Origin of the sequence: Serratia fonticola (assembly GCF_001006005.1) — a bacterium.
GTDB lineage: Bacteria > Pseudomonadota > Gammaproteobacteria > Enterobacterales > Enterobacteriaceae > Chania > Chania fonticola.
The window spans coordinates 2,369,464-2,382,981 of the sequence record NZ_CP011254.1 but is presented as its reverse complement, the minus strand read 5'-3'; the positions used below and the strand labels follow the sequence as shown (position 1 = coordinate 2,382,981).

Below are 13,518 nucleotides of genomic sequence, written 5' to 3'. Positions count from 1 at the left end.
AAGGCCCCCCTAAAAACAGATTTAAGCGTTTTTCGAGGCTTAAGCGATAGTACGCTGGATCTCGATGATTTCGAACACTTCGATCATGTCGCCAACGCGCACGTCGTTGTAGTTCTTAACGCCGATACCACATTCCATACCGTTACGGACTTCGTTAACGTCATCTTTGAAGCGGCGCAGGGATTCCAGCTCGCCTTCATAGATAACCACGTTGTCACGCAGCACGCGGATTGGGTTGTGACGCTTGATGTTGCCTTCGGTCACCATACAGCCGGCAACAGCGCCGAACTTAGGTGATTTGAACACATCACGTACTTCAGCCAGACCGATGATCTGCTGTTTGTACTCAGGCGCCAACATACCGCTCATCGCCTGCTTCACTTCGTCGATCAGGTTATAGATCACGGAGTAGTAACGCAGATCCAGGCTTTCTGACTCGATCACGCGGCGGGCAGAAGCATCCGCACGCACGTTGAAGCCCAGGATGATGGCGTTGGATGCCGCAGCCAGGGTCGCGTCGGTTTCGGTGATACCACCTACGCCAGAACCCACAATCTTCACCTTCACTTCGTCGGTGGAGAGTTTCTGCAGTGAATCGGAAATCGCTTCACAGGTACCCTGTACGTCGGTTTTCAGCACGATGTTCAGTTCAGAAACTTCACCTTCGGTCATGTTCGCGAACATGTTCTCCAGTTTAGATTTCTGCTGGCGAGCCAGTTTAACTTCGCGGAACTTGCCTTGACGGTACAGCGCAACTTCACGCGCTTTCTTCTCGTCACGCACTACGGTCGCTTCGTCACCCGCAGCAGGAACGCTGGACAGGCCCAGGATCTCAACTGGGATAGAAGGACCGGCAGAGGTCACTTCACGGCCCAATTCGTCACGCATCGCACGAACACGGCCATACTCGAAGCCACACAGGACGATATCGCCCTTGTTCAGCGTCCCTTCCTGTACCAGTACGGTAGCCACTGGGCCACGGCCTTTATCCAGGAAGGATTCGATTACCACACCGCTCGCCATGCCGCTACGAACCGCTTTCAGTTCGAGAACTTCGGCCTGCAGCAGGATAGCGTTCAACAGTTCGTCGATACCGGTACCGGCTTTCGCAGATACGTGAACGAACTGAGCTTCACCGCCCCACTCTTCTGGCATAACGCCATACTGAGACAGCTCTTGCTTGACGCGGTCTGGATCGGCTTCTGGCTTGTCAATTTTGTTAACCGCAACCACCAATGGCACTTTAGCCGCCTGAGCATGCTGAATGGCTTCGATGGTTTGTGGCATCACGCCGTCGTCTGCTGCTACCACCAGAACCACGATATCGGTCGCCTGAGCACCACGAGCACGCATTGAGGTAAACGCTGCGTGGCCTGGGGTATCCAGGAAGGTGATCATGCCGTTTTCGGTTTCTACGTGGTAAGCACCGATGTGCTGGGTAATACCACCGGCTTCGCCAACTGCCACCTTGGTGGAGCGGATGTAGTCGAGCAGAGAGGTTTTACCATGGTCAACGTGGCCCATGATGGTCACGACTGGCGCACGAGACTCGGCGCCAGCGCCGGTGTCACGGTCGCTCATCAGCGCTTCTTCCAGCTCGTTCTCACGACGCAGGATAACTTTGTGGCCCATCTCTTCGGCAACCAGCTGTGCGGTTTCCTGGTCGATGACCTGGTTGATGGTGGCCATGGCGCCCAGCTTCATCATCGCTTTGATGACCTGAGAACCTTTTACCGCCATCTTGTTAGCCAGTTCGGCAACGGTGATGGTCTCGCCGATCACCACGTCACGGTTCACTACCTGAGCTGGCTTGTTAAAGCCCTGCTGCAGGGTGCTTGGCTTACGCTTGCCTTTACCGCCACGGGTCATGGTGCGAGCTTCTTCGCGGTCTGCTTTAGACTCAGAGAGCTTGTTGCCTTTCTTCTGTTTGGTCGCTTTGCCACCACGAGTACGGCTACGGCGCTCACCTTCAACTTTGGCGTCGTTTTCGTCTTCGGCAGCACGAGCGTGCTCGGAGGTGGTTACGTGGTAGTCGGCTGTTTCAACCGCAGCGCTTGCTGCTTCGGCTTCGGCCCACTTCTCACCGTTTTCTTCGGCCATACGGCGCGCTTCTTCCGCTACGCGTTTGGCGTCTTCTTCCACCTTGCGGCGTACTTCTTCTTCCGCTTTACGTTTCAGTTCGGCGGCTTCGGCTTCACGGCGTGCTTTTTCTGCCTGAGCTGGCTTGGTCATTTCGTCGGTATGTTGATTGGTCACTTTTTCTTTTTCCGCTGAATTACGCTTAGCAATCTCCGCGGCCTCACGTTTGGCTTGCTCTTCGGCTGCGCGCTTAGCTTCTGCTTCGCGTTTCGCTAGCTCTTCCGCTTCGCGCCTTGCCTGCTCTTCCGCTTCACGCTGTGCCTGCTCAGCCGCTTCAGCCTGTTGGGCTTCCTGCGGATCGCGATTTACATAAGTGCGTTTCTTGCGGACCTCAATTTGCACCGATTTACTCTTACCGCCGGTGCTCGGAATATTCAAGGTGCTGCGCGTTTTGCGCTGCAACGTGAGTTTGCTTGGCGCACTACCGTGTTCACGGTTCAGGTGCGCCAATAAGGTTTCTTTCTCGTGCTGTGTCACAGAGTCGGTCTCAGACTTGTTGATCCCTGCATCAGCAAACTGCTGTACCAGGCGATCAACCGGTGTCTGTATCTCTGCTGCCAGCGATTTTACGGTTACATCTGTCGTCATGCTGTTCCTTCCTGCTACAGTTATTACGCGTTGTCGCCAAACCAACAGATATTACGTGCGGCCATAATCAGCTCGCCGGCTTGCTCATCGCTAAGCCCTTCAATATCAGCCAGATCGTCAACACCCTGCTCGGCAAGATCTTCCAGCGTACAAACCCCACGCGCGGCCAGTTTAAAGGCCATGCTGCGCTCAAGACCCGGAAGGTTGAGCAAATCATCAGCAGGTTTTTGGTCGCCCAGGCTTTCTTCCTGTGCCAGGGCCAGCGTGGTCAATGCAGCTTTGGCGCGATCGCGCAACGCTTCAACCATATCTTCATCCAGACCGTCGATTTCCAGCAGCTCTTTGATTGGCACGTAAGCCAGTTCTTCCAGAGTAGAGAAGCCTTCTTCGACCAGAACGGTGGCGAAATCTTCGTCGATATCAAGATACTTGGTGAAGGTATCAATGGCGGCATGAGCCTCGGCCTGATGCTTGGCCTGCAGATCGTCCGCCGTCATCACGTTCAGTTCCCAGCGATCATCATCACGATGCTGTTTCAACAGTTGGGAAGCTAAACGCACGTTTTGGCCATTACGGCCGATCGCCTGTGCCAGGTTGCTGGCTTCAACGGCGATGTCCATCGTGCACCGATCTTCATCCACCACGATCGAGGCAACATCTGCCGGGGCCATGGCGTTAATGACGAACTGTGCAGGGTTATCATCCCATAGGATGATATCAATACGTTCCCCGCCAAGCTCGCTCGAAACGGCCTGGACGCGGGCACCGCGCATACCGACACAGGCACCGACCGGGTCGATACGCTTGTCGTTGGTTTTCACGGCAATTTTTGCACGGGAGCCAGGATCGCGGGCTGCCGCTTTAATTTCAATCACTTCTTCGCCAATTTCCGGCACTTCGATGCGGAACAGCTCTTTGAGCATATCCGGGCTGGAACGGCTGACGAACAGTTGCGCACCGCGCGCTTCCGGACGAACTGCGTACAGTACACCGCGGATACGGTCACCCGGGCGGAAGTTTTCGCGTGGCAGCATGTCTTCACGGCCAATGACCGCTTCGGCGTTGCTACCCAGATCCAGCGCTATGCTGTCACGGTTAACTTTTTTCACCACACCGGTGACGATCTCACCTTCGTGTTGGCGGAAGGCGTCAACCACCATCGCGCGCTCGGCTTCACGCACTTTCTGTACGATGACCTGCTTCGCGGTCTGAGTGGTGATACGGTCGAAGGTCACAGATTCAATCTGATCTTCGATATAACCGCCCAATTCCATAGACGGATCTTCATACTGTGCAGCTTCCAGCGTGATCTCACGCGTTGGCTGGGTCACTTCATCAACGGCAACCCAACGGCGGAAGGTGTCGAAATCGCCAGTCTTGCGGTCAATGCTGACACGGACCTCGATTTCCTGCTCATATTTTTTCTTGGTGGCGGTGGCTAAAGCGGTTTCCAGGGCTTCGAAAATCTTCTCACGTGGTAGGGATTTTTCATTGGAAACTGCTTCAACAACAGCCAGAATCTCTTTGTTCATCCTAGTTGCCTCATCCAAACTTTAAAAGTGGGGTACCAGGTTCGCTTTCTGAATATTGCTCAGCGCGAACACTTCATCTTTCCCATCCACAGTAACCGTGATCATCTCGCCTTCTACAGACTTGATGATGCCCTGCCATTTGCGGCGGTTTTGTATCGCCATACGCAGAACAACGCTGACTTCGTCACCGAGAAAACGTTGATAGTGTTCCGCGGTAAACATAGGGCGCTCAAGGCCAGGAGAGGAGACTTCCAGGTTGTAAGCGACCGTGATCGGATCTTCGACGTCCAGTACAGCGCTGACCTGGTGGCTGACATCAGCGCAATCATCAACATTGATTCCGTTGTCACTATCAATATAGATGCGTAGTGTCGATTGGCGCGCCCGAATAAATTCGATGCCTACGAGCTCAAAGCCCAACGCCTCTACCGGTGCGGAAAGCATCTCTGTTAATTTTTGCTCTAATGTGGACAAGCCCACCCCCAAGACATAAAAAAAGGGCCTAATAGCCCAGTGATTCTGTTGCCAAATAACAAAAAACCCCGAAAATTCGGGGCTTTATGCAACTGGACCCTGTTTGCCGCAAAGCGGCTTCGGTGCAACTTTCTAGCAAGTGTCATTTTCAAATGTTGATCGAGAAAAGCGGAATTCAATCGAAAAGTGTATTTGAAAATAAACACTTAAAGGAAAGTGGTTGCGGGGGCCGGATTTGAACCGACGACCTTCGGGTTATGAGCCCGACGAGCTACCAGGCTGCTCCACCCCGCGTCCGAAAACGTGGCAAATATTACGCCGATAATTGCAAAAACGCAAGTTATCTCTGGGATTTGGTACCGAGGATGGGACTCGAACCCACAAGCCCGTTAGGGCACTACCACCTCAAGGTAGCGTGTCTACCAATTCCACCACCTCGGTACTGATTTTTACTGCTAACGGCTGTTTCTATTGAGGTCGAAAACAACCGTTTTAAAACTTTTCAGCGGCTTACTGCGGGATATCACTGACCGGCTTAGCTGGTGCTGCCGGAGTGCTAGTCTGCTCAGTTTGCGCTGGCTGACCCAGGTTTTCCCACTCGCTGCCTTTCTTGCCCTGATTGGTGCTCAGGTTGCCCAGGATCAGACTGATGACGAAGAACAGCGTCGCCAGAACAGCCGTCATGCGGGTCATAAAGTTGCCTGAACCGGTCGATCCGAAGAATGTGCCAGAAGCACCTGCTCCGAATGAGGCTCCCATATCAGCGCCTTTACCTTGCTGTAGCATGATCAGAGCGACTAGCCCGATCGATATCAGCAAGAAAATTACCAGAAGAGCTTCGTACATAGTGGTACCTGTATCCTTGCGGGTTCACCGCGTGCCAAATGCTTCTCACCCCAGATGCTTCCAAACTAAAGAAGGCGTGGCGTGTCACTAAAACAGCCCACTGAAGCGGGTGTGAATACTAACCAAAGCCATCAAAGCGCGCAAGGGCAATTTGCAACCGCCGATGCGTTTGCGGAAAAAAACAGCAAAAGCAGGGCTAATCGGGAAATTACGCAGGCACTGACGGCGTACCTGCGTAAAAACAGCGTGTTAACCTGCCAGCTTGACCGCATCGGCGATACGGTGCGCCAACGCGATAACCTGCTGTTCATCTTCGCCTTCCACCATCACGCGGATCAGCGGTTCAGTGCCCGATTTACGCAGCAGTACACGGCCACGACCCGCCAATTCGGCTTCGACCTGCTCAGCGACCTTCAACACCGCCTCTGACTCCAGTGGGTTATGCTCACCGACAAAGCGCACGTTGACCAGGATCTGTGGCAGTAATTTCATACCGCTGCACAGGTCGTGCAGGCTCATGTTATTCCGCACGATTGCCGTCAACACTTGCAGGCCAGCGACGATACCGTCCCCGGTGGTGGTTTTGTCCAGCAGGATCACGTGGCCGGAGTTTTCCGCCCCAATGCGCCAGCCCAGCTCTTGCAGTTTTTCCAGTACGTAACGGTCTCCCACCTTGGCACGGGCAAACGGGATACCGAGCTGCTTCAGTGCCAGCTCCAGGCCCATGTTGCTCATCAGGGTCCCCACAGCACCACCGCGCAGTTGCCCCTGGCGCAGGCCTTCACGAGCGATAATGTAAAGGATCTGATCGCCGTCGACCTTGTTACCCAGGTGATCCACCATCATCACGCGGTCGCCATCGCCATCAAAGGCCAGGCCAACATGTGCCTGTTCTTCCAACACGCGCGCCTGCAGTTGACGCACATCGGTAGCGCCACACTCTTCGTTGATGTTCATGCCATCCGGCTCACAGCCGATAGCGATCACCGTGGCACCCAGCTCACGCAAAACGCTTGGGGCAATGTGATAGGTAGCACCGTTGGCGCAGTCCACCACGATCTTCAGCCCGTTCAGGCTCAGTTCGCTCGGGAAGGTGCCTTTACAGAATTCGATATAGCGCCCTGCGGCATCGACAATGCGGCTGGCTTTACCCAACTCGGCAGATTCGACGCAGGTCAGCGGTTTTTCCATTTCCGCTTCAATCGCTTCCTCCACATCGTCAGGCAGTTTGGCGCCGTCGATGGAGAAGAACTTGATGCCGTTATCGTAAAATGGGTTATGTGAGGCAGAAATCACGATCCCGGCTTCCGCACGGAACGTTCGGGTCAGATAAGCTACCGCTGGGGTTGGCATCGGGCCGGTAAACGAAGCGGACAGCCCCGCCGCCGCCAGCCCGGCTTCCAACGCCGACTCCAGCATATAGCCAGAGATTCGGGTATCTTTACCGATGATGATTTTGCGGGAACCATGGCGCGCCAATACCTTACCGGCCGCCCAACCCAGCTTGAGGACGAACTCAGGGGTTATCGGGCTGTCACCCACCTTGCCACGAATGCCGTCGGTACCAAAGTATTTGCGTTCGCTCATGTCTCTACTATCCCTTAGCTGAAAGTGTTGCCTCGACGACACGCATCGCCTCGACGGTTTCTTTGACATCATGCACTCTGACTATCTGCGCCCCCTGCATCGCGGCAATCACCGCACAGGCCACGCTGCCGATAACCCGCTGTTCGGGTGGGACATTCAATAGCTGCCCAATCATCGATTTACGCGACATCCCCACCAACAGTGGCAAGCCAAAGTGATGAAATTCCGCCAATCGGGCCAGAAGCTGATAATTATGCGCTAAATTCTTACCGAAACCGAAGCCTGGGTCGAGTAACAATTTCTGTTTTGCTATGCCGCCTGCAATACAGCGGTCGATATGCTGCTGGAAAAACGCATTAACGTCCGCCATCAGGTCATCGTAATGTGGTGCCTGTTGCATGGTACGCGGCTCGCCTTGCATGTGCATCAGGCACACTGGCAGACCGCTTTCGGCGGCTGCCTGCAGCGCACCAGGCTCCTGCAATGAGCGAACGTCGTTGATCAGATGCGCGCCAGCTTTGGCGGATTCGCGGATCACGCCGGCTTTTGAGGTATCCACCGAGATAAAAATCTCAAACCGCTGCGCCAAGGCTTCAACTACCGGCACGACGCGCTCAATCTCTTCTTCTTCACTGACTTCGGCAGCACCCGGGCGCGTGGACTCGCCCCCTACATCTATCATCGTTGCACCCGCCGAAATCAGCGCATGCGCATGCAGCAGAGCATCATTCAGCGAATTATGTCGCCCGCCGTCAGAGAAGGAGTCTGGGGTAACGTTGAGGATCCCCATCACTCGAGGATGGTTAAGATCGAGGATTTGGTCGCGCACGGTTAACTGCATGATTAATCTACCTTGGAGTCAATACTACTCTGTTGCCTGGAGTGGATCCCGCCCCTCTCACCCAGGAGAGGTCGCAATTTTCAGCCAGCAATAAAAAACCCCGGCTGGCCGGGGTTTTATTTTACGCTACAGCCGATGTTACTTGTCGAGCTGTTCAGACATGGTGTTGCCTGGGTTTGGCGTACGCGGCTCATCTACCGGCGTTGGCGCTTTTGGTGTGCCACCGTTGTCGGAGTTGTTGCTTTTCGCCACGTCGTCCCAACCTGCTGGCGGACGCACATCTTTACGGTTCATCAGGTCGTCGATTTGTGGTGCATCGATGGTTTCATATTTCATCAGTGCATCTTTCATCGAATGCAGGATGTCCATGTTTTCCATCAGCAACGCACGTGCGCGAATGTAGTTGCGCTCAATCAGGGATTTGACTTCCTGGTCGATGATACGTGCGGTTTCGTCCGACATGTGTTTCGCCTTGGCCACGGAGCGGCCCAGGAACACCTCGCCCTCTTCTTCCGCATACAGCAATGGCCCCAGCTTCTCTGAGAAGCCCCATTGGGTCACCATGTTGCGGGCGATCGAGGTAGCGACTTTAATGTCGTTCGATGCACCGGTAGAGACTTTTTCCGGCCCGTAAATAATTTCTTCTGCCAGACGGCCACCGTACAGGGTGGAAATTTGGCTTTCCAGCTTCTGACGGCTGGCGCTGATCGCATCCCCTTCCGGCAGGAAGAAGGTCACGCCGAGCGCACGGCCACGAGGAATAATCGTGACTTTATGCACCGGGTCATGCTCAGGAACCAGGCGGCCAATGATGGCGTGGCCCGCTTCGTGATAGGCGGTCGATTCTTTCTGTGCTTCCGTCATCACCATGGAGCGACGTTCCGCACCCATCATGATCTTGTCTTTGGCTTTTTCGAATTCCACCATCGACACCACGCGCTTGTTGCCACGTGCTGCGAACAGGGCCGCTTCGTTGACCAGGTTGGCCAAGTCCGCACCGGAGAAGCCCGGAGTACCACGTGCAAGCACAGAAGCATCAACATCTGGCGCCAACGGCACACGACGTGAGTGCACCTTCAGGATTTGCTCACGGCCACGTACGTCTGGCAGCCCAACCACCACTTGGCGGTCGAAACGGCCTGGACGCAGTAACGCAGGGTCCAGTACGTCAGGACGGTTGGTTGCCGCGATGACGATAATGCCTTCGTTGCCTTCAAAGCCGTCCATCTCAACCAGCATCTGGTTCAGCGTTTGCTCACGTTCATCGTGACCGCCGCCCAGACCTGCACCACGTTGGCGACCTACGGCGTCGATTTCATCGATAAAGATGATGCACGGTGCCGCTTTCTTGGCCTGTTCGAACATGTCACGGACGCGGGATGCACCCACACCGACGAACATTTCGACGAAGTCAGAACCGGAAATGGTGAAGAACGGGACTTTCGCCTCTCCGGCAATCGCTTTCGCCAGCAGGGTTTTACCGGTACCCGGAGGGCCAACCATCAGCACGCCTTTCGGGATCTTACCGCCCAGCTTCTGGAAACGGCTCGGTTCGCGCAGGTAGTCTACCAGTTCACTCACTTCTTCTTTTGCTTCGTCACAGCCTGCAACGTCGGCAAAAGTGGTTTTAATCTGGTCTTCCGTCAGCATGCGGGCCTTGCTCTTGCCGAAGGACATCGCGCCCTTGCCGCCGCCGCCCTGCATTTGCCGCATGAAGAAGATCCAGACCCCAATCAACAACAGCATTGGGAACCAGGAAATAAAGATGGAAGCCAGCAAACTTGGCTCTTCCGGTGGCTCACCAACAACTTTCACGTTTTTGGTTAACAACGTATCCAGCAACTTCGGATCGTTGACCGGAATGTAAGTGGTGTACTTGTTGCTGTCTTTACGGACAACGTTGATTTCACGCCCATTAATGCGCGCTTCACGGATCTGATCTTGGGTCAGTTCGGTCATGAAGGTAGAGTAATCTACCCTACGGCCATTAGACTCGCTGGGCCCAAAGCTCTGGAATACCGACATCAAAACGACCGCGATGACTAGCCAGAGAATTAGGTTTTTCGCCATGTCACTCAAGGGATTAACCTCATATTACAACTGTGTTAACAAACAGCGTTAGGGTACTACAGTTTCCGCCCTGTCGCTACAATGTACACTTCACGCGAACGTGCGCGAGAAGCGTCTGGCTTACGAATCTTAACCTTCGTAAACAGGGAGCGAATTTCCCGTAGGTACTCGTCAAAACCATCTCCCTGGAACACCTTCACCAGGAAACTACCGCCTGGTGCGAGAACATCACGACACATTTCCAGTGCTAATTCCACCAGATACATCGATTTTGGGATATCGACCGCCGGGGTGCCGCTCATATTCGGGGCCATGTCAGACATGACTACCTGAACCTTACTATCACCTACACGTTCCAACAGTGCTTTGAGGACCAGTTCATCACGAAAATCGCCCTGAAGGAAATCGACGCCAACGATAGGATCCATTGGCAAAATATCACAGGCAATGATACGCCCGTTACCACCAATCTGGGTTACCACATATTGCGACCAACCGCCCGGTGCAGCCCCCAAATCAACGACCGTCATACCCGGCTTGAACAGTTTGTCACTTTGCTGTATTTCATCAAGTTTAAACCAGGCGCGCGAGCGCAGCCCTTTTTTCTGTGCCTGAAGCACATATTTATCGCTAAAGTGTTCTTGGAGCCAGCGACTGGAACTGGCCGAACGCTTTTTATTTGCCATCGAGTATTCCAACTATCCTAAAAAGAGTCTCATGCCAGGTTCGCTTCTCACGTAAACTCAATTCGGTGCAGACCGATTTGGTGATACACATGAGATGGCGGTAGAATGTACCGTTTTCAATCCCAACTTAAGCAAAAAAGACAATGAATCTGAATAATAAACAAAAACAACACCTGAAAGGCCTGGCACATCCGTTAAAACCGGTGGTCATGCTGGGTAATAACGGTCTCACCGAAGGGGTGTTGGCTGAAATTGAGCTGGCTCTGGAGCATCACGAGCTGATCAAAGTAAAAATTGCTGCCGAAGATCGCGAAACCAAAACCCTGATCGCCGACGCTATTGTGCGTGAAACGGGTGCCTGCAATGTGCAAGTGATCGGCAGTACGCTTATTCTTTACCGCCCGTCGAAAGAGCGCAAGATCACTTTGCCGCGCTAATCCGCAATCTGTTTGCTGAGACGGTGCCATGCGCCGGGCTCAGATAAAAGGCCGCTTGCGGCCTTTTTCCTTTCTTTACAAAACCCTGCTGAACTTTTAACCAACTCGGGCGAAATTAAAGATATTCCACTTTCAGGATTTCGTATTCTACATCACCACCCGGGGTTTTGATGACAACAACATCATCCTGCTCTTTGCCAATCAGGCCACGAGCCATCGGTGAGTTGACAGAGATAAGATTTTTCTTAAAGTCTGCTTCATCATCACCCACGATGCGGTAAGTCACCTGATCTTCGCTATCCAGGTTCATCACCGAGACGGTAGCGCCAAAAATCACGCGGCCAGTCTGAGGCATTTTGGTGATGTCGATCACCTGCGCATTGGACAGTTTGGCCTCGATTTCCTGGATACGCCCTTCACAGAAACCCTGCTGTTCACGAGCGGCATGGTACTCGGCGTTTTCTTTCAGGTCACCGTGTTCGCGTGCGGTGGCGATGTCGGCAATGATTTTCGGGCGACGCACACCTTTCAAATATTCTAGTTCTTCACGCAGCTGTTCTGCGCCAAACAAGGTCATCGGGATCTGTTTCATCGTTAAATACCTCTAAATCTATCCTGTTCAAATATACCCGTGGTGTAGCAAGCATCCCCAGGGCATTAGCGTCATCCTGACGTGTTCGTATGAAATTACGGCAGGCGTTGCGCCTTCCGTCTCCAGGCGATAAACAAAAGAAACCGAGCTCGGAGGTTTGCTCCAAGTCAGCGTCGATTTTGCATTTTGATACGCATTTTAGCCTAGAGTTCCTTAAGGGTCATCGTTTACTTTATCCCTTGATGCACCGTAGTATGACAGCACGTTATCCAGCTGTTACCCCGAGATTATGCGTTTTTCACGAATTGTCAGTGTATTGGCCTGCGCATTTGCTGTTAATGCCCATGCGGCCCCGGTTGAAGATTACACCCAATATTTGCCTGATGGGGCGAACCTGGCCCTGATCGTTCAGAAGATTGGCGCGACCACGCCAACCATCGACTATCACTCACAGCAAATGGCACTCCCGGCCAGCACCCAGAAGGTGCTTACCGCGCTGGCGGCTTTGTTGCAGCTCGGGCCGGATTATCGCTTCACCACGACACTGGAAAGTCAGGGCAACATCACGGATGGCGTGTTGCGTGGCAACCTTATCGCCCGTTTCAGCGGAGATCCCACCTTCAAGCGGCAGAATCTGCGCAATATGGTGGCGGAACTGAAAAAACAGGGAGTGCGCGAAATCAGCGGCGATGTGCTGGTCGATACCTCGGTATTTGCCAGCCATGACAAAGCGCCCGGCTGGCCCTGGAACGATATGACCCAGTGCTTCAGCGCCCCGCCAGCGGCAGCGATTGTCGATCGCAACTGTTTCTCGGTTTCCCTTTACAGCGCCCCTAACCCCGGTGAGATGGCGTTTATTCGCGTGGCTTCATTCTACCCGGTCAATATGTTCAGCCAGGTAAGAACGCTGGCGAAAGGCTCTCCGGATGCCCAATATTGTGAACTGGATGTGGTTCCGGGCGAATTGAACCGCTTTACACTGACGGGATGCCTGACCCAGCGCAGTGAGCCACTGCCGTTGGCATTCGCCATTCAAGACGGGGCCAGCTATGCCGGCGCCATCCTGAAAGATGAGTTGGTCAAGTCAGGGATCCAGATTGGCGGCCATTTGAAGCGCCAAACCCAGCCAGGCATGACGGGCACGGTGATCGCCCAGACGCAGTCTGCACCGTTGCATGACCTGCTGAAAATCATGCTGAAGAAGTCGGACAACATGATTGCCGATACCGTGTTTCGCACCATCGGCCATGAACGCTTTGGCGTACCGGGCACCTGGCGCGCGGGGGCAGATGCAGTACGCCAGGTTCTGCGCCAGAAGGCCGGGGTAGATCTGGGTAACAGCATCGTGGTGGACGGCTCTGGCCTGTCGCGCCACAACCTGCTGGCACCTGCTACCATGATGCAGGCGTTGCAATATATTGCTCAGCACGACAGCGAGCTCAACTTTATCTCGATGCTGCCGCTGTCCGGTTATGATGGCACGCTGCGCTATCGCGGTGGCCTGCACGAAGCCGGGGTCGACGGTAAGGTTTCTGCCAAAACCGGGGCGCTGCAAGGGGTCTATAACCTGGCCGGCTTTATCACTACGGCCAGCGGTCAGCGCCTTGCCTTTGTCCAATATCTCTCTGGATACGCAGTGCCACCAGAAGATCAGAAACAGCGCCGAGCGCCGCTGGTGCGTTTCGAAAGCCGGTTGTATCGGGATATCTATCAGAACAATTGAGGC

Annotated in this window: 11 protein-coding genes and 2 tRNA genes; 2 read left to right on the top strand and 11 right to left on the bottom strand. The window is 54.1% G+C overall.

Translation table 11 applies throughout. From position 1 onward, the window contains the following. Nucleotides 1-39 precede the first annotated feature (39 nt). The 10 genes from infB to rlmE form a co-directional block, all read right to left on the bottom strand. Nucleotides 40-2,727, bottom strand: a complete 2,688-nt coding sequence (infB, locus tag WN53_RS10605) for a translation initiation factor IF-2 (protein WP_021807516.1) — start codon at nt 2,725-2,727, stop codon at nt 40-42. Nucleotides 2,728-2,750: 23 nt separating this feature from the next. Beyond that, entirely contained in the window at nt 2,751-4,259 is a 1,509-nt protein-coding gene (nusA, locus tag WN53_RS10600; protein ID WP_024483371.1) for a transcription termination factor NusA, read from the bottom strand. 21 nt (nt 4,260-4,280) lie between these two features. After that, nucleotides 4,281-4,733 (bottom strand): ribosome maturation factor RimP, encoded by a 453-nt coding sequence (gene rimP / locus WN53_RS10595; RefSeq protein ID WP_024483370.1) that lies wholly within the window; start codon nt 4,731-4,733, stop codon nt 4,281-4,283. A 217-nt stretch (nt 4,734-4,950) separates the two neighbouring features. Next, a tRNA-Met gene (locus WN53_RS10590) sits at nt 4,951-5,027 on the bottom strand. 60 nt (nt 5,028-5,087) lie between these two features. After that, nucleotides 5,088-5,174, bottom strand: a tRNA-Leu gene (locus tag WN53_RS10585). Between the two features lie 69 nt (nt 5,175-5,243). Beyond that, nucleotides 5,244-5,579, bottom strand: coding sequence for a preprotein translocase subunit SecG (gene secG / locus WN53_RS10580; protein ID WP_024483369.1), 336 nt, complete (start codon nt 5,577-5,579; stop codon nt 5,244-5,246). 249 nt (nt 5,580-5,828) lie between these two features. Beyond that, nucleotides 5,829-7,166: a phosphoglucosamine mutase gene (gene glmM / locus WN53_RS10575; protein WP_024483368.1), complete on the bottom strand. Its 1,338-nt coding sequence runs from the start codon at nt 7,164-7,166 to the stop codon at nt 5,829-5,831. Nucleotides 7,167-7,173: 7 nt separating this feature from the next. Next, nucleotides 7,174-8,007, bottom strand: a complete 834-nt coding sequence (gene folP / locus WN53_RS10570; RefSeq protein ID WP_024483367.1) for a dihydropteroate synthase — start codon at nt 8,005-8,007, stop codon at nt 7,174-7,176. Between the two features lie 138 nt (nt 8,008-8,145). Continuing rightward, nucleotides 8,146-10,077, bottom strand: a complete 1,932-nt coding sequence (gene ftsH, locus WN53_RS10565; protein ID WP_024529076.1) for an ATP-dependent zinc metalloprotease FtsH — start codon at nt 10,075-10,077, stop codon at nt 8,146-8,148. Between the two features lie 56 nt (nt 10,078-10,133). Next, nucleotides 10,134-10,763: a 23S rRNA (uridine(2552)-2'-O)-methyltransferase RlmE gene (gene rlmE / locus WN53_RS10560; RefSeq protein ID WP_021179046.1), complete on the bottom strand. Its 630-nt coding sequence runs from the start codon at nt 10,761-10,763 to the stop codon at nt 10,134-10,136. A gap of 143 nt (nt 10,764-10,906) precedes the next feature. Here rlmE and yhbY point away from each other — a divergent pair, with 143 nt between their 5' ends. Then, on the top strand, nt 10,907-11,200 hold the full coding sequence (gene yhbY / locus WN53_RS10555) for a ribosome assembly RNA-binding protein YhbY (RefSeq protein WP_021807520.1): 294 nt from the start codon (nt 10,907-10,909) through the stop codon (nt 11,198-11,200). A 115-nt stretch (nt 11,201-11,315) separates the two neighbouring features. Here the strand turns inward: yhbY and greA are convergent, their stop codons facing one another. Then, nucleotides 11,316-11,792, bottom strand: a complete 477-nt coding sequence (gene greA / locus WN53_RS10550; protein ID WP_021179044.1) for a transcription elongation factor GreA — start codon at nt 11,790-11,792, stop codon at nt 11,316-11,318. Between the two features lie 289 nt (nt 11,793-12,081). Between greA and dacB the strand changes: the two genes are divergently transcribed. Then, entirely contained in the window at nt 12,082-13,515 is a 1,434-nt protein-coding gene (dacB, locus tag WN53_RS10545) for a serine-type D-Ala-D-Ala carboxypeptidase (protein ID WP_021807522.1), read from the top strand. Nucleotides 13,516-13,518 lie beyond the last annotated feature (3 nt).

Excerpts from the sequence above, each read along its gene's own strand:
- infB (WP_021807516.1), bottom strand. The coding sequence starts at position 2,727 with ATGACGACAGATGTAACCGTAAAATCGCTGGCAGCAGAGATACAGACA.
- nusA (WP_024483371.1), bottom strand. The coding sequence starts at position 4,259 with ATGAACAAAGAGATTCTGGCTGTTGTTGAAGCAGTTTCCAATGAAAAA.
- secG (WP_024483369.1), bottom strand. The coding sequence starts at position 5,579 with ATGTACGAAGCTCTTCTGGTAATTTTCTTGCTGATATCGATCGGGCTA.
- glmM (WP_024483368.1), bottom strand. The coding sequence starts at position 7,166 with ATGAGCGAACGCAAATACTTTGGTACCGACGGCATTCGTGGCAAGGTG.
- folP (WP_024483367.1), bottom strand. The coding sequence starts at position 8,007 with ATGCAGTTAACCGTGCGCGACCAAATCCTCGATCTTAACCATCCTCGA.
- ftsH (WP_024529076.1), bottom strand. The coding sequence starts at position 10,077 with ATGGCGAAAAACCTAATTCTCTGGCTAGTCATCGCGGTCGTTTTGATG.
- rlmE (WP_021179046.1), bottom strand. The coding sequence starts at position 10,763 with ATGGCAAATAAAAAGCGTTCGGCCAGTTCCAGTCGCTGGCTCCAAGAA.
- yhbY (WP_021807520.1), top strand. The coding sequence starts at position 10,907 with ATGAATCTGAATAATAAACAAAAACAACACCTGAAAGGCCTGGCACAT.
- greA (WP_021179044.1), bottom strand. The coding sequence starts at position 11,792 with ATGAAACAGATCCCGATGACCTTGTTTGGCGCAGAACAGCTGCGTGAA.
- dacB (WP_021807522.1), top strand. The coding sequence starts at position 12,082 with ATGCGTTTTTCACGAATTGTCAGTGTATTGGCCTGCGCATTTGCTGTT.